Origin of the sequence: Mesorhizobium sp. M7A.F.Ca.US.008.03.1.1, assembly GCF_003997495.1 — a bacterium.
Taxonomy (GTDB): Bacteria; Pseudomonadota; Alphaproteobacteria; order Rhizobiales; family Rhizobiaceae; genus Mesorhizobium.
This window is the reverse complement of the sequence record NZ_RZRU01000007.1, coordinates 1-15,160: the sequence shown is the minus strand read 5'-3', so window position 1 is coordinate 15,160 and position 15,160 is coordinate 1. Positions and strand designations below refer to the sequence as shown.

The following is a 15,160-nucleotide window of genomic DNA, read 5'->3' as shown; positions in this document are numbered from 1 at the left end:
ATGCACTTGCGCGCGCCTGCAGCGACAGGCACATGTGGGCCGCCTGCCGGATCGTGCATCCATTCGCGGCGCGCTGGGGAAGAACAGATGCCCGAAACAGCCAATCATCTCGCCTTCGCGCTGGTCTGCCTCGGCATGGTGCTGACGCCTGGCCCCAACATGATCTATTTGATCTCGCGTTCCCTGTCGCAGGGGCCGAAGGCGGGGCTGATCTCGCTTGGCGGCGTGGCACTCGGCTTTGTCTTCTATGTGCTGGCGGCGGCATTCGGCATCACCGCGCTGCTGCTCGCCGTACCCTACGCCTATGATGCGCTGCGCTTTGCCGGCGTGCTCTATCTCCTGTGGCTGGCCTGGCAGGCGGTGAAGCCGGGCGGACGCTCGCCGTTCGAAGTGCGCGAATTGCCGAGGGACCGGCCGCGCAAGCTTTTCGCCATGGGCCTGATGACCAATCTGCTCAATCCGAAGGTGGCCGTGCTCTACCTGTCGCTGTTGCCGCAGTTCATCAGCCCCAGCAAGGGCCATGTCCTGTCGCAGCTCCTGGTGCTCGGCGCGACACAGATTTCGATCAGCCTCAGCGTCAATGCCGTCATCGCGGTGACCGCCGGTTCGATCGCCACCTTCCTCGCCGGACGGCCATTGTGGCTGGTCATCCAGCGCTGGATGATGGGCACGGTGCTGGCGGCACTGGCGCTGAAGATGGCGACCGACGCGCAGCGCTGAGAGCGCAGACCTTACATCGGCCGTCTTGTCTGCTGCGCCCGCTCCGGCTCGACCACCTTGCGGTAGAGATGCCAGGTGGCATGGCCGAGGATGGGCATGACGACGGCTAGCCCGGCAAACAGCGGGATCGAACCGATCACCAGAAGCACGGCGACCAGCAAGCCCCAGAGCGCCATCTGCAGCGGGTTGGCCATCACCGCCCGCGCCGAGGTCTCGATCGCCGAAACGGCGCCGACGTCCCGGTCGAGCAGCAGCGGGAAGGCAACCACGGTGGTGGCCAGCACGATTACGGCAAAGACAAAGCCCGCAGCATTGCCGGCAAGGATCAGCGTCCAGCCCTTGCTGGTGGTCAGCACGTCGCGGATGAAGCCACCGATCGAGGCCGGCGGCTGGTCGCCGAACAGGCCAGTGTAGATCGATTGCGCGGTGTAGAGCCACAACAGGAACAGCGCCACCAGCATGATGCCGATGACAGCGATCGACGGAACCGCGGACGAGCGCCGCACATCAAACGCATGCCGCCAGGAGGTGTTCATGCCGAGTTCGCGCCGGCGGCTGATCTCGTAAAGGCCGAGCGCCGCAAATGGCCCGAGCAGCGCGAAACCCGACATCAGGGGATAGATGAGCTGGATCGCGTTGGCGCCGGACGTCCACTGCGTCAGGATCAGGCCGACGATGGGATAGATCAGGCACAGGAACACATAGTGCGATGGTTTTGCCCAGAAATCCTCGACGCCGAGGCGCAGCGCATCCCAAAGGTCCGACGTGGTGATGCGGCGCACCGTTGGCTGCACATGCATTCCACGTGCGTCCGCCATGACATGAAAGCCGGCCATAACCTTCCTCCCGTGTGTCGGGGCGGTCACCGCCAGGATGGCCGCCAGAGCTGCCACTTCAAGAACGAGAGGGCACGATAGCACAGTTGGCGACGATTGTCGCCGCGTCGATGGACTACGGAGAAGTTCCTCGTTGTGCTCAACTCTCCGTATCACCTCTCATATGGTCGTGCCTTGGCAGGCTTCGTTTTGGCCAAACATTGTGCCGCATTTTAGCATTTACGTATTTTAGCATTTACTTAAATTACTCGTAGAGACCCCTGGCGTATCACCTGAGCTTTACGAAGTTCGGCGAGGGGCGATGTTCGCGTTGAAAAGCTTCTGGTCTTCGGAGCGCGGCAACTTTGCCATAACCACCGCCATCGCGATGCTGCCGATAATGATTGGTTTGGCCGGCGCCGTTGATCTGATCGGCACGAGCCATGACGCATCGCAACTGCAGAACTCGCTGGACGCGGCCGGGCTAGCCATCGGCACGAAGTTCTCTCCCGATATGGCGGCCGGCGATGTCCAGCAGCTTGGGCTGCAATTCTTCGCCGCCAATATGAGCGTGGCCGACCAGCAGGAATATCTGGGCAGCGTCTCCGCTTTCGCGGCAACGGCAAGCGGCGGCCCCAGCGCCTACTTTATCTCGCTGTCGTCCAGCATAAGCCGCCCAAGCTTCATCAGCGCCTCGGCCCCCTGGCAGGCCTATCGCTCGGCCTCGGTCAAGATAAAACCTGGCGCGCAGGCCTGCGTGCTGGCGCTCGATCCGCATGCGTCCGCCGCCGTGAACCTGCAGGGCTCGACCAACGTCTCGATGGACAATTGCGTGATCGCAGCGAACTCGGACGCGTCCGATTCCGTCAACAGGGGTGGCTCCGCACTGGTTTCAGCCGGCTGTGTCTCAACCGTCGGCGGCACCAGCGGGCTGTTGCCACCCAGCGCCAGTCTCGCCTGCGGAACGCCGCACGAACATAGGTACGCATCCTTTGATCCATTGGCCGACGTCGTTCCTCCCCCTTACACATTGTGTTTGCCTGTCCCGAACGGCAAAACCTACACGCTGTCGCCCGGCACTTACTGCGACAAGACATTGTCGGGGGACATCACGCTCAATCCGGGCGTCTACATCATGCGCGGCACCACCATAAAGCCGGGGGGGAACGGCAGCCTGGCTGGCCAGGGCGTGACCATATTCCTCATGGAAAGCGCTCAGATGTACATAAATGCCAATGAGAAGGTGAACCTTTCCCCACCCACCAGCGGCCCTTATGCCGGCATCACCATTTTCCAGGACCACGGCAACACGTCTGCCCTGACATTGAATGGCGGCGCAAATTCGGTGCTCAGCGGTTTCATCTACGCGCCGGACGCGCCGATTTCCTACGCCGGCAACTCCGATATGAGCGCCCAGGGCGACTGTCTCAGGCTTGTCGGCAATACGATACAGATGACCGGAAACTCGTCCGTCAAGTCGGACTGCGCGGCGGCGCTTGGAAATCGCACAATGTATGCCGATCGGATGATCACTCTGGTGAAATGAGAAACGACTGACGTCAGGCGGCGCAAGCGATAGCGTTGAGAAAAATGGCGGTCGCGTTTAACAATGCCGGAGTGCGGCGACCGCACTCCGGCAGATCAGTGCCTCTCACAAAGGCACATCCTGGTTGAAATAGAGTATCGCTACGATTGCGCCGGTGCCGCGAAGCGATCGATCACCTCGATAAGGGGGACGTGGCCAAGGCAGGCGCCAGAACCGGCGGGCTGTTCGCCATCCTCGACAGCCAGGGCATAACGCACGGCCGGATCGGCTTCGATGCGAAGGCGCAATTCGGCCAGCTTGGGATAGGCGGCGCCGTCGATCGCCTGGTGAAATTCCGCCCAGCGTGCCACGCCGATCAGCGTGGTATCGGCAAGAGTCAGCCCGTCGCCGACCAGGAAATCCGTATCGGCGATCATCGCCTCGAGCCGATCATGACGTTCCGCAACGGCCTTGCGACCGAACTCCCGCAAGGTCGCCTTCAGCGCCGGTTCATCCGCCGCCATTTCCAATGCCACCCAGAGCGGGCTGAAGGCGGCGGTGAAACCGGTGTTCACGAAGGCCATCAGCTGGTGCATGCGGTCGGCTTGCGGCGTGCGCGGTTCGAAGCTGATGCGGCGCTGCGTGTCACGGGCTTCGAGCCATGCGGCGATGGCCATTGTCTCGGTGAGCACCCGGCCTTCGTCGGTGATCAGCACCGGCGTTTCCTGACGGTCGTTGATGCTGGCATAGGCATCATTTTTCATCTCGGTGAGCATGTCGACGCGGCACAGGCGATAGGGTTGCCCGACGCGTTCGAAGGCAGCGACGAGCCCCATCGAGCTTCCCGCCGGGAAGCCATAAAGCAGGATAGGTTCCATTTGTTTTCTTCCGTGATTGAGGGGATCACGCCGCGCAGCGAAACTTGACCCTAAACGCTGGTCGTCCCATGTAAATTACGCACAATTCTGTAACCAGGACCCGCCCATGAAAGACGTCGTCTCACGCTGCCCGATCGAAGAGACCATGCGCGTGCTCAGTGGTCGCTGGCCCACACTGCTGCTCTATTATCTGAAGGACGGCACCAAGCGGTTCAGCGATCTGAGACGCGACAACCCGACGGTGTCGCATCGCATCCTGACGCTGGAACTGCGCAAGCTGGAGGAAGCCGGCATCGTGCGGCGCACGGTTCGTCCGGGTTATCCGCTGCGGGTTGACTACGACCTTACCGCGCCTGGCCGCAAGCTTGTACCGCTCATCGACGCGCTGGGCTCGTGGTGGGTGGATACGGAAGACGACCGGATGGGCATTTCCTCGGACGCAGATCTCGAAACAGCCGCCTGACATCTTCGATTTTCGCTGCACTGCCCGGCAAAAGCCATGATCGACGTTATCTCAGGGGCATGACCATTGCGAAAATCCAAAACCACCCGATCCCGAATCTGAACAGGCGCATGGTGCTGACCGGCCTCGCGGCCCTGGCGGGCCTCGCCGCCTGCAGCACCGTTTCACTGCCAACCGGCGAAGGCGCCGGGGTCTCCTCCTCCGCCACCAGCACGCTGGCCAGCATCCGCGCCTCGGTCGGGCTCGCGCCGCTGGTCCCCGACCGGCAGCTCGAACAGGCCGCCTTGCAGCAGGCAGGATACATGGCGCAGCGCCGCCGCATGAGCCACACCACCGGCTGGGGCAAGGATTTCGCCTCGCGCGTCAAGGACAATCGAATTTCCGGTGCCGCGGCGGAGAACATCGCCGAGGGTCGTTTCGACCTCGAGAAGCTGTTCGACATCTGGGTGCATTCACCGGGCCATCGCCGCAATATGCTCGACCCGCGCTTCACACGCTTCGGCCTTGCCTATGTGCGCGACGGCGGCGACAGCAAGCTCCGTTACTGGAGCCTGGTGCTCGGGAAATAGGAAAAACGTGCCGGCTTCGTGCGCCACACCCAAGATGATTTGATGGAAAGCTAGTCCATATGCGCGGCTGGCGCGCCGCCGGCAGGCGCCTGCTTCGGCTTGCGCAGCAGGAAAACAAACGGAATGGCAAGCAGCGTCATCACCATGAGTATTTTGAAGTCGTTGACGTAGGAGATCATCATCGCCTGGAGATTGACCAGGCGATCGACCTGCGAAAGCGCCGTCGGATCGCCGCTCGCGGCGGCTGGAGAGACCGCCCACAGATTCGGATTGAACGGGTTGATGAAGGCCGAAAGCTCTGAGTGGTTGACCTGCGTATTGCGCACCATGAGAACCGTCACGACCGACACGCCGATGGACGAGCCAAGATTGCGCACCAGGCTGAACAGGGCCGTGGCATCGGTGCGGAAGCGCACGTCAAGCGTGGCGAAGGCGACGGTCGACAGCGGCACGAACACCATTCCCATCCCCAGGCCCTGGATGACGCCGGAGCTGAGGATCAGCCAATTGTCCATCTGCGGCGTGAAGCTGGACATGGTGTAGAGCGATTGCGCCGTGAGCAGAAAGCCGATGACGACAAGAATCCTGGCGTCGATCCTGCTCATGAGCCTCCCCACGACAAGCATCGAAATCATGGTGCCGACACCGCGCGGCCCCAACACGACACCGATGGTGACGGTCGGATAGCCGAAGATGGTCGACAGCATCGGCGGCAGCAGCGACATCGAGGCCAGGATCAGCACGCCCATGACGAAGATGAATGCCAGCCCGGTCACAAAATTGCGGTCGAGGAAGATCTTGGGGTCGATGAAAGGACGTTCCGCCGTCAGCGTATGGATGATGAACACCCAGAATCCGGTGATCGAAAGAGCAAGCTCGATCCAGATTTCGACCGAAGAAAACCAGTCGACCTCGCCGCCGCGGTCGAGCAGCAGCTGCAGCGCGCCGACACCGAGCGATAACATGGCGAAGCCGAAGAAATCGAAGCTGCGCACCCGCCGGGCAACCGCCGGCAGATAGGCGGCCATGCCGAGGAAGGCGATGATGCCGACCGGCAGGTTGATGAAGAACACCCAGCGCCAGTTGAAATTCTCGGTCAGCCAGCCGCCGAGCGTCGGACCCAGGATGGGCCCCAGCATGATGCCGGCGCCCCAGATGGCCATTGCCTGGCCGTGGCGTTCCCTGGGGTTGATGTCGAGCAGGAAGGTCTGCGACAGTGGCACGATGGCGGCGCCGAACACGCCTTGCATCAGCCGGAAGAACACTATGCTCTCCAGGCTCCAGGCGATACCGCACAGCATCGAGAACACGGTGAAACCGACAACCGCCCCAAGGAACAGTTCCTTGCGGCCGAAGCGGTCGGCCAGCCAGCCGGTGACCGGCGTCATGATGGCGGCGGCGACGATGTAGGAGGTCAGCACCCAGTTGATGTTGTCGGGTGAGGCGCCGAGATCGCCGGTCATAGTCGGCAGCGCGACATTGGCGATCGTCGTGTCGAGCGCCTGCATGATCGTCGCCAGCATGAGCGCGACCGTGATCAGGCCGCGATGCGGCACTTCTTTGAAGGGTTCGGGCGTGCTCATGGCGTGGAACTTCCAGCAGGTAACAAAAACGTGTACAAGGGGTTTCCGGGCGGCGACGCCTTCCGTTGAGAGACCCTCGTCGCGGTGGGACGCGATTGTCGATGTGGGGGTTACATCGACTGAAAGTCTCTGATGAGCGGATGCCTGCCGCCCGGAAACATGAGGACCGACGGGTCTGCCTCGGAGATTTCAGATTTCGGCCAGGCCGCTACGCGGCGCGCCCAAACGCTGATCCTCCAGCTCCTCCCATCAGACCAATCCTGCTATTCACCTCCGCCGCTGGTCCTGCGGCATTCTGTTGACGTTACTGCGCGGCCTCGCCAGCCGTGGCGTGCCCGAAGATCGAAGGCAGGCCACGCGCCACGCCGGTGTCGACGGTAACGGTGGCGCTCATGCCGGTGCGCAACGCCATCTTGGCGTCTGCATCGGTCAGTTCGAGACGAACCGGGATGCGCTGTGTGACCTTGACCCAGTTGCCGGTGGCATTCTGGGCCGGCAGCAGCGAGAACTCGGCTCCCGTGCCGGCGCCGATCGCCTTGACCGTCGCCTCGAAGGTACGCCCTGGATAGGTGTCGACCACGATCTCGGCCTTCTGGCCGGGCTTCATGTGGGTGAGCTGCGTTTCCTTGAAATTGGCATCGATCCAGGTGTCGCCGGTCTCGACCAGCGAAAACAGCGGCGTGCCGGAACCGACATACTGGCCGACCTTGAACGACGAGGCCTGACTGACGATGCCGTCCGCCGGCGCCTTGACCGTGGTCTGCGCCAGGTCGTAGGCCGCCTTGTCGCGCGCGGCGAGCGCGGCCATCACGGTCGGGTGCTTGTCGGTCTCGATATCGGGATTGCCCCCAAGGGCTGCCTTGGCGCTGATGATGCCTTGCTCGGCAACGGCGAGCTGCTGCTTGGCCTTGTCGAGATCATTCTTGGCTTCGTCGAGCGACGACTTGGCATTGATGCCCTTCTGGGCGAGATCGGCGGCGCGATCGAACTGCGACTGGGCGAAGGCGACCTGGCTGGCATCGGATTTTTGCTGAGCCATCGACTGGCCATAGGCCGCGCGCAACTGCTCGACATTGAGACGCGCTCCCGCCACCGCCGCGTCGGCCTGCGCCAGCGCGATCCGGTATGGCTCGGGGTCGATGGCAAACAGCTCGTCACCCTGCTTGACCAGCTGGTTATCGAAGATGTCGACCTTAACGATGCGGCCGGCCGTGTCGGAAGCGATCGACACCTTGGCCTGCTGCAGATTGGCATTCTCCGTCTCCTGATAGCGGCCGCCGGTGACCCAGACATAACCGCCGCCGATAGCCAATGCCGCAGGCAGCGCGACCATCAGCAGGAAGCGGCCCAGCCGACGCTTTTTCTTCACCGGTGCCGGGGCTGGCTGCACCGGAGGAGCAACCGCCGCTGCGGCTGGGATTGGGGCCGCGGCCGGCTTTTCCGGCGCTTCCATCTCCAGCTCAGTCACTTTCTCGTCTATCTTGGCTACCGCGTTCATGCTGCTGCGCCCTCTGTATTCTTCACTTTTTCAATGGACGGCGTCTCGTCGTCGGTCAGGTTGCGGACCATCGCCTCGAGCCCTTCGATGAGGACGCGACGGGCTTCCGGCTTCACGCCGACCAGCGATTCCTCATAGACTTCTCCGGCAATGCTCTTGATCACGGCGTAGGCATCGCTTGCCTTGGGCGTCAGGAAGATCATGCGGACGCGACGATCGGCGGCGTCGGAACGACGCTCGATCCAGCCTCCCTCCTCCATGCGGTCGACCAGGCGCGAAACGCTGATCGGCTCGATTTCGAGAAGTTCGGCCAGCCGCGCCTGCGCGACACCGTCTTCCTTGGCAACGCGGACCAGAAGCCGCCATTGCGCCGAAGAAAGACCCAAGCCACTGGCCCTCGCCTCGAAGCGCTTGCGCATCAGGCGCTGCACGTCGTGGATCAAGAAGCCCAATCTGTCGATGCCATCAGAAACCATGAGTGACATATATAATAAGCGTGCTTACTATTCAAGATGCCGCGTTGCACAAGAAGCCGGCAAATGTGCCATGACGGCTTTGCCGGACCAATCATGGTTAGCGATTTGCGAACGCATGATGGCCGCGCGCCGTCTACGCTGGCCGCGTCCGGCATATTGATGTACAGCCGCTGAACAGGATCGGGGGATCAACGCAATGCCGACGCTTTACGCTCTCAAGCCGGCCTTTCAGGGTCGACTGCGGCCGCTGGTCAATCGGCTGGCGGCAATCGGGGTCACCGCAAACAGCGTAACCATCCTGGCGGCCGTGATGTCGATAACTGCCGGCGCGGCCATTGCGATCTGGCATGATTGGCGCTGGCTCCTGCTGCTTATCCCCGCGGTGATGTTCGTGCGCATGGCACTGAATGCCGTGGACGGCATGCTGGCGCGCGAGCATGGCCAAGCCTCGACGCTGGGCATGTATCTGAACGAGTTGTGCGACGTCGTTTCGGACCTCGCGCTTATACTCCCTTTTGCCGTCTTTCCGGAATTTGGCGCATGGGGCGTCGTCGCCTTCGCGATATCGGCCGTGCTGACCGAGTTTGCCGGCGTGCTCGGCGTCGCCGCCAAGATCGAGCGTAATTACGCCGGGCCGTTCGGCAAGAGCGACAGGGCGCTGGCGCTCGGCGTCGTCGCCGTGCTGTACGCCGCAGGGCTGTGGCCGGCATCGATAGCGCCATGTGTGTTTCCGGCCATGGCAACGCTTTCGCTGCTGACCGCCATAAACCGGATACGCGCCGGCCTTATTGGCAGCGCCAGCTGAGCATCGAGGCTCGCCATGCCGCCAGTGGGGCCGCCAGAGGGAAAGACCATGATGCACGAACCGATCGCCGCCGCGGCCACGGAAAGCCTTGCGCGGCAAGCGCAGGAGCGGGTCTTGCGCAGCCATGACGGGACGGAGATCTTCTACCGATTCTGGCCGGCGGCTTCGGCCAATGCCAAAGGTGCGGTGGTGCTCTTCCATCGCGGCCACGAGCATGGCGGCCGCATGGCCCATCTCGTCGACGAATTGCGGATGCCGGACCACGCCTTCTATGCGTGGGATGCGCGCGGCAATGGCCGTTCGTCCGGCGAGCGCGGCTATGCCCCTTCCTTCTCGGCGCTGGTGCGCGACATCGACTGCTTCATGCGCGAGATTGCCGCCAGGGATGGCTTCGCCACGCAGGATATCGCGCTGATCGCACAGTCCTTCGGCGCCGTGCTGGCCGCCGCCTGGGTGCATGACTATGCGCCGAAGTTGCGCGCCATGGTGCTGGCCTCACCGGCCTTCTCGGTAAAACTCTACGTGCCCTTCGCCAGGGAAGGCATCGCACTCTGGCAGAAGCTCAAGGGCCGCTTCTTCGTCAATTCCTACGTCAAGGCGAAATTCCTGACCCATGACCCGGTGCGCATCGCCTCCTTCGAGAGCGATCCGCTGATCACGCGGCCGATCGCCTCCAACATCCTGGTCGAACTCTACCAGCATGCCGCCCGCATCGTCACTGATGCCCGCGCCATCACCGTGCCGACGCAGCTTCTGCTCTCGGGCAGCGACTGGGTGGTGCGCCACGGCCCGCAGCATGAGTTTTTCGTCAATCTCGGCAGCCGCGCCAAGGAACGCCATGTGTTACCGGGTTTCTTCCACGACACGCTGGGCGAGCGCGACCGCGCGCAGGCCCTCGACCTGATCCGGCCGTTCCTGGCGAAGCAGTTTGCAGCACCAGACGTATCTGTCGACCTGAAGCAGGCGGACATTGCCGGCTACACCCGCGACGAGGCCGACAGGCTTGCCTCGCCGCTCGCTCTGTTGTCGCCCAAAGGCCTCTATTGGGCATTCAGCCGCGCCTCCATCCGCATGGGCGCCTGGGTCTCGATGGGTATGAAGACCGGCATCGCCACCGGCTTCGATTCCGGCTCGACGCTTGACTATGTCTATGAGAACGACGCGCGGGGTCTCACACCTCTTGGCCGCGTCGTCGACCGTGTCTTCCTGGAGGCCATCGGCTGGCGCGGCATCCGCCAGCGCAAGCTGCATCTCGAAGAACTCATCGGCTCGTGCCTGGCGACGCTCAAGGCCGCAGGTCGGCCGGCGCACATTCTCGACATCGCCGCCGGCCACGGCCGCTATGTTCTCGATGCCATCGTGAAGAGCCCCGACCAGCCGGCGAGCGTGCGCCTGCAGGATTATTCCGACCTCAACGTGCAGCTTGGCCGCAAGCTGATCGCTGAGCGGCAATTGGCGGCTGATGTCTCGTTCCAGCGCGCCGACGCTTTCGATGCCGACATGCTCGCTTCGATCGATCCGGCTCCGGACCTTGCCATCGTTTCCGGCCTCTACGAGCTGTTCTCGGACAATGCGATGATCGCCCGCTCGCTCGGTGGACTGGCCAGCGCCATGCAGCCGGGCAGCCTGCTGCTTTACACCAACCAGCCCTGGCACCCGCAACTCGAGATGATCGCACGCAGCCTGACCTCGCATCGTGGCGGCGAAGCCTGGGTGATGCGGCGGCGCACGCAGGGCGAGATGGACCAGCTCGTCGAAGCTGCCGGTTTCGACAAGCTCGACCAGCGCATCGACCAATGGGGCATCTTCACCGTCTCGGTCGCGCGGCGCCGCTGAACAGCATGGTCTCATCGCCTGCATCCATGGCGCGTGCCGAACCTTATAGCCGGGTGGTCGTCAGGACAGCCCTCTGGCTGGCATTCCTGGCGCCGTTCTTCTACCTCAGCTACGGCTTCGCCAACTGGCTGGCGTCGCGGCGCGACGATGTCGGCAGCATCGTGTTCTCCTTCGAACACAGCATTCCGTTCGTCGCCTGGACCATCGTGCCCTATTGGTCGATCAACCTGTTCTACGGCCTGTCGCTGCTGCTCAACAACGACAGGCAAGGGGTCGACCGTCTGGCCGCACGCTATCTCACCGCGCAGATCGTCGCCGTTATCTGCTTCATCCTGTTCCCGCTGACCGCGACATTCGTGCGACCGGCGACGACCGGCCTGCCGGGCTTCCTGTTTGCCGTGCTCGGCGGTTTCGACAAGCCGTTCAACCAGGCGCCCTCGCTGCACATCGCCCTTCTGGTGATCATCTGGGATCATTGGCGCCACCGACTCGGCGGGTTGCTCCTGCCGCTTTGGCATGGCTGGTGCTTCCTCATCGGCGCCTCGGTGCTGACGACCTGGCAGCATCATTTCATCGACATCCCGACCGGCGCGCTGCTCGGGTTCTTTGCGCTGTGGCTGTTTCCGCGCAGCGGCGCGTTGCCGTTTTCAGGCTTCCGGCTGACCAATGATGCGAAAGCGCGGCGGCTGGCGCGGTTCTACGCGCTGGGCGCCGTGCTCGCGTTGGCGGGTGCTGCGCTCGGTGCATTCGTTTGCGCTGTCGCGCTCTTCCTGCTTTGGCCGGCGCTGGCGCTGGCCATCGTCGCCCTCGCCTATGCAGGGGCAGGCGAAAAAGTGTTCCAGAAATCCGCCGATGGCGGCATCACGCTGGCAAGCCGTGTCCTGCTCTTGCCTTACCGCCTCGGCGCCCGGGCAAACATATGGGCGTGGACGCGCAATCTTGCTCCCCAGGTGGCGATTGCCGACGGCGTCTTTCTCGGACGCTTTCCCACGGCACGCGAGGCCAACAGCTTCGGCACGGTCATCGACCTCGCCGCCGAACTTGAAAAGCCGGCGGCAGCCGCTTGCCGCTGGATCAGCTTTCCGATGGTCGACCTGTTGCCACCGCCGGCGGCGATACGGCAGCAGGCAGCCGGCGCGCTGGAGAGTGCGCGTCGCGACGGCACCGTCCTGGTGTGCTGCGCGCTTGGCTTCCAGCGCAGCGCTGGCGTCGTCGCCGAATGGCTGGTGGCGACCGGCAAGGCCACGACGCCAGCGCTTGCCCGCGAGATGCTCGCGGCCGCCGGCCGGCCGGTTCATCTCGCCGAGGCCACGGAGCGGGTGGCGTCATGACCGGCAATCCCTATCAGGACCGCACCGACCGCTTCGCCGGCATGTTGATGCGGCAGGCCGCTTGGCCGGCTGCACTCGTGGTGGCCGCGAATATTCTTGCGCCGCTGGCTGCCTCGACGCGCGGCGCTTTCGAAAACTTGCCGGCGGCCTTCGCCCTGTCGATCACCGCCGCGAGCGCTGTCGCCGTGCTGGCGCTGTCGGCGCTGCTGGCATTCGACGCGCTGCTGTTCCGGGTGATGGCGAGCCATGACGACGAAGCTTCCGGCGGCGGCGCGGTGGATGACATGCTGACGCGCATGCGCCTGAAACCGGCCCCGTCCGCGACACGCTCGCTCGAAGACCGCATGGCCGGCACAAACCGCTTGCTGTTCAAGCAGCGCGCGGCCCTGGCGCTGTTTGCCGCAGCGCTTCTGGCGGCGGGGTTTTGGGCGCCGCGATGAACAAGCTTTCGCTGAAAACCTTCACCTTGCTGCAGACCGTGACGTCCGTCGGCCTCTCGGCGCTGGCCTGGATGGTGACCGGCGTGCGTCCGATCTGGAGCGGCAGCCTGCCGTCCGACCGGCAGCGCATCTATTTCGCCAATCACACCAGCCATGGCGACTTCATCCTGCTGTCGGCCTGTCTCAGCGAAAGGGAGCGCGCGATCACGCACGCGGTTGCCGCAGGCGAATATTGGGGGAAGTCGCGGCTGCGCCGCTTCATCGCGCAGGACATGCTGTCGTCCGTGCTCATCAACCGGCAATGGACGAAACCTGAGGAAAACCCGATCGAGATCATGCTGTCGGTTCTCGACCAGGGCCACTCGCTGATCCTGTTTCCCGAGGGCACCCGCAACATGACCGAAGAGCCGCTGCTGGCTTTCCGCTCCGGGCTCTACAATCTCTCGACGGCGCGGCCTGAGGTCGAGCTGATCCCGTGCTGGATCGAGAACATGTCGCGCGTGCTGCCCAAGGGCCAGTTCCTGCCGGTGCCGCTGCTGTGCCGCGTCGTCTTCGGCGCGCCGGTCGCGGTTGGCCCGGGCGAGGAACGCCGCGCCTTCCTCGAACGCGCCCACGCCACGCTTCTGGCGCTCAACCCGCGTCCCGAGCGAGACGATTGATGCGCCACGAGATCTCCATCCTGATCATCGGCCTGCTGGCGGTTTTGACCACCGCCAGCGTTGTCGCCACCATACTTTCGGCGCGAGCGCCGAAGCCGCTCAGTTCGACGCTGGTCAATCTGACCCAGCGCATCAACGCCTGGTGGGTGATGGTTGCGCTGATGACGGTCGCCTTCTTCTTCGGTCGTTACGGGATGACCATCCTGTTTGCGCTGATCTCCTTCGCGGCGCTGCGCGAATTCGTGACGCTGACGCATACGCGCCGCAGCGACCATTGGGTGCTGCTTGGCATGTTCGGCATCATCATCCCGTTTCAGTACTGGTTGGTGTGGACCGCCTGGTACGGGCTCTTCGTCATCTTCATTCCGGTCTACTGCTTCCTGTTGATGCCGGCCATCACGGCGCTGCATGGCGACACCGAACGCTTCCTCGAGCGCATCGCCGCGCAGCAATGGGCGGTGATGATCTCGGTCTATTGCGTCAGCCATGTCCCTGCCCTGCTGACACTCAATGTGCCGGGCTTCGAAGGCCGTACACTGCTGCTGATCGCTTTCCTGATCATCGTCGTGCAAGGCAGCGACGTGCTGCAGTACATCTTCGGCAAGCTCTTTGGAAAACACCGGTTTTCGCCGAACGTCTCGCCGTCGAAAACCTGGGAAGGGCTGATCGGCGGACTGGTGTCGGCAAGCCTGCTCGGCGCGCTGTTGTCGTTCGTGACCCCCTTCTCGCCACTGCAGGCGGCAGCCGTGGCCTTCGTCGCCTGCTCGATGGGATTCCTCGGCGGGCTGGTCGCCTCGGCCATCAAGCGCGACCAGGGCGTCAAAGACTGGGGCCATCTCATCGAAGGCCATGGCGGCATGATGGACCGCACCGACAGCCTGGTCTTCGCTGCGCCGGTGTTCTTCCACATTGTACGCTATTTCTGGACGGTCTGAGAGCCTGTTTGGAAACTCTACTCCGGAGGCCATCTGATGGCGTTTTCTGCGCTTCCGGTGCTCATATGTGGACGGCCCCCTGCTTGCAAGGCTTGGCTGAGATAGTTTGATCGGATCGCTTGCGCTCATATGTCCGGCCTTTTGCGCGCGGATTTGTGAGCGCTGGCCAAGATGGGCTTCACGGATAGCGAGTTCCAAACACGTACGCGGCATTGGTTGCCGGTGAGCACCTCGGAATGCCTCGCTGGTCCCGGTTCGACCGGTCACACCATCTTCTCCTCTGCTTGCAAGTTCCGGCCTCAGCTTGAGCGCGCGGCTCAAGCTGAACTGGCTTAATGCTCTTACGGCTGCACAGGCTCCGGGCGGATGGCGTCGATGGGGCTGTAATGCTCGCCGCTGACCATCAGCTTCCAAGCGATCCTCGCCAGCTTGTTGGCCAGCGCCACCGCCGCGAGCTTGGGGGCTTTGCGCGCAATCAGGGCCTGCAGCCAGGGCCAGATCCGTTTGCTGCCGCGCCGCATGTGCTGGATGAGGGCAGTGGCGCCCGCCACCAGCACGCTTCGAAGCATCTCGTCGCCAGCGCGGGTAATCACGCCAAGCCTGTTTCTGCCTGCCGTCGAATGGTTC

The 15,160-nt window shown here is 63.4% G+C and carries 16 protein-coding genes; 10 read left to right on the top strand and 6 right to left on the bottom strand.

Annotation, left to right across the window (positions count from 1 at the left end):
- The first annotated feature begins 87 nt into the window (after positions 1 to 87).
- Positions 88 to 720 (top strand): LysE family translocator, encoded by a 633-nt coding sequence (locus EOA16_RS11230; protein ID WP_127257946.1) that lies wholly within the window; start codon positions 88 to 90, stop codon positions 718 to 720.
- A gap of 11 nt (positions 721 to 731) precedes the next feature.
- Here the strand turns inward: EOA16_RS11230 and EOA16_RS11225 are convergent, their stop codons facing one another.
- Positions 732 to 1,556 carry a DUF2189 domain-containing protein gene (locus EOA16_RS11225; protein WP_127257944.1) on the bottom strand — a complete coding sequence of 275 codons (825 nt, stop codon included), beginning with the start codon at positions 1,554 to 1,556 and terminating at the stop codon, positions 732 to 734.
- 301 nt (positions 1,557 to 1,857) lie between these two features.
- Between EOA16_RS11225 and EOA16_RS11220 the strand changes: the two genes are divergently transcribed.
- Positions 1,858 to 3,081 carry a TadE/TadG family type IV pilus assembly protein gene (locus EOA16_RS11220; RefSeq protein ID WP_127257942.1) on the top strand — a complete coding sequence of 408 codons (1,224 nt, stop codon included), beginning with the start codon at positions 1,858 to 1,860 and terminating at the stop codon, positions 3,079 to 3,081.
- A 140-nt stretch (positions 3,082 to 3,221) separates the two neighbouring features.
- Here EOA16_RS11220 and EOA16_RS11215 read toward each other — a convergent pair whose 3' ends face one another.
- Positions 3,222 to 3,938, bottom strand: a complete 717-nt coding sequence (locus EOA16_RS11215; protein WP_127257940.1) for a glutathione S-transferase family protein — start codon at positions 3,936 to 3,938, stop codon at positions 3,222 to 3,224.
- Between the two features lie 106 nt (positions 3,939 to 4,044).
- Here EOA16_RS11215 and EOA16_RS11210 point away from each other — a divergent pair, with 106 nt between their 5' ends.
- Together EOA16_RS11210 and EOA16_RS11205 are read left to right on the top strand one after the other, a co-directional pair.
- The gene (locus EOA16_RS11210; protein ID WP_127257938.1) at positions 4,045 to 4,401 is read left to right on the top strand and encodes a helix-turn-helix domain-containing protein; all 357 of its coding nucleotides are present in this window, start codon (positions 4,045 to 4,047) and stop codon (positions 4,399 to 4,401) included.
- Between the two features lie 59 nt (positions 4,402 to 4,460).
- Positions 4,461 to 4,970 (top strand): CAP domain-containing protein, encoded by a 510-nt coding sequence (locus EOA16_RS11205; protein WP_127257936.1) that lies wholly within the window; start codon positions 4,461 to 4,463, stop codon positions 4,968 to 4,970.
- Positions 4,971 to 5,020: 50 nt separating this feature from the next.
- Here EOA16_RS11205 and EOA16_RS11200 read toward each other — a convergent pair whose 3' ends face one another.
- From EOA16_RS11200 to EOA16_RS11190, 3 genes are all read right to left on the bottom strand, one after another.
- Positions 5,021 to 6,553: a DHA2 family efflux MFS transporter permease subunit gene (locus tag EOA16_RS11200; protein WP_127257934.1), complete on the bottom strand. Its 1,533-nt coding sequence runs from the start codon at positions 6,551 to 6,553 to the stop codon at positions 5,021 to 5,023.
- Positions 6,554 to 6,857: 304 nt separating this feature from the next.
- On the bottom strand, positions 6,858 to 8,051 hold the full coding sequence (locus EOA16_RS11195) for an HlyD family secretion protein (RefSeq protein ID WP_127257933.1): 1,194 nt from the start codon (positions 8,049 to 8,051) through the stop codon (positions 6,858 to 6,860).
- Positions 8,048 to 8,527, bottom strand: a complete 480-nt coding sequence (locus tag EOA16_RS11190; protein WP_027038640.1) for a MarR family transcriptional regulator — start codon at positions 8,525 to 8,527, stop codon at positions 8,048 to 8,050. Before EOA16_RS11190 ends, EOA16_RS11195 begins: the two co-directional genes overlap by 4 nt.
- A gap of 196 nt (positions 8,528 to 8,723) precedes the next feature.
- Between EOA16_RS11190 and EOA16_RS11185 the strand changes: the two genes are divergently transcribed.
- From EOA16_RS11185 to EOA16_RS11160, 6 genes are read left to right on the top strand one after another with little or no spacing between them, the layout of a single operon-like run.
- Entirely contained in the window at positions 8,724 to 9,332 is a 609-nt protein-coding gene (locus tag EOA16_RS11185; protein ID WP_127257931.1) for a CDP-alcohol phosphatidyltransferase family protein, read from the top strand.
- 48 nt (positions 9,333 to 9,380) lie between these two features.
- Positions 9,381 to 11,168 (top strand): bifunctional alpha/beta hydrolase/class I SAM-dependent methyltransferase, encoded by a 1,788-nt coding sequence (locus EOA16_RS11180; RefSeq protein WP_245455907.1) that lies wholly within the window; start codon positions 9,381 to 9,383, stop codon positions 11,166 to 11,168.
- 5 nt (positions 11,169 to 11,173) lie between these two features.
- The gene (locus tag EOA16_RS11175; RefSeq protein WP_127257927.1) at positions 11,174 to 12,499 is read left to right on the top strand and encodes a phosphatase PAP2/dual specificity phosphatase family protein; all 1,326 of its coding nucleotides are present in this window, start codon (positions 11,174 to 11,176) and stop codon (positions 12,497 to 12,499) included.
- Positions 12,496 to 12,939 (top strand): hypothetical protein, encoded by a 444-nt coding sequence (locus tag EOA16_RS11170; RefSeq protein WP_127257926.1) that lies wholly within the window; start codon positions 12,496 to 12,498, stop codon positions 12,937 to 12,939. Before EOA16_RS11175 ends, EOA16_RS11170 begins: the two co-directional genes overlap by 4 nt.
- A complete protein-coding gene (locus EOA16_RS11165; protein WP_127257924.1) occupies positions 12,936 to 13,598 on the top strand; it encodes a lysophospholipid acyltransferase family protein in 663 nt (220 codons plus the stop codon). Before EOA16_RS11170 ends, EOA16_RS11165 begins: the two co-directional genes overlap by 4 nt.
- Positions 13,598 to 14,533: a phosphatidate cytidylyltransferase gene (locus EOA16_RS11160; RefSeq protein WP_127257922.1), complete on the top strand. Its 936-nt coding sequence runs from the start codon at positions 13,598 to 13,600 to the stop codon at positions 14,531 to 14,533. Before EOA16_RS11165 ends, EOA16_RS11160 begins: the two co-directional genes overlap by 1 nt.
- Positions 14,534 to 14,874: 341 nt before the next feature.
- Here EOA16_RS11160 and EOA16_RS11155 read toward each other — a convergent pair.
- A partial coding sequence (locus tag EOA16_RS11155; RefSeq protein WP_164754224.1) for a transposase occupies positions 14,875 to 15,160 on the bottom strand: 286 nt, incomplete at its 5' end.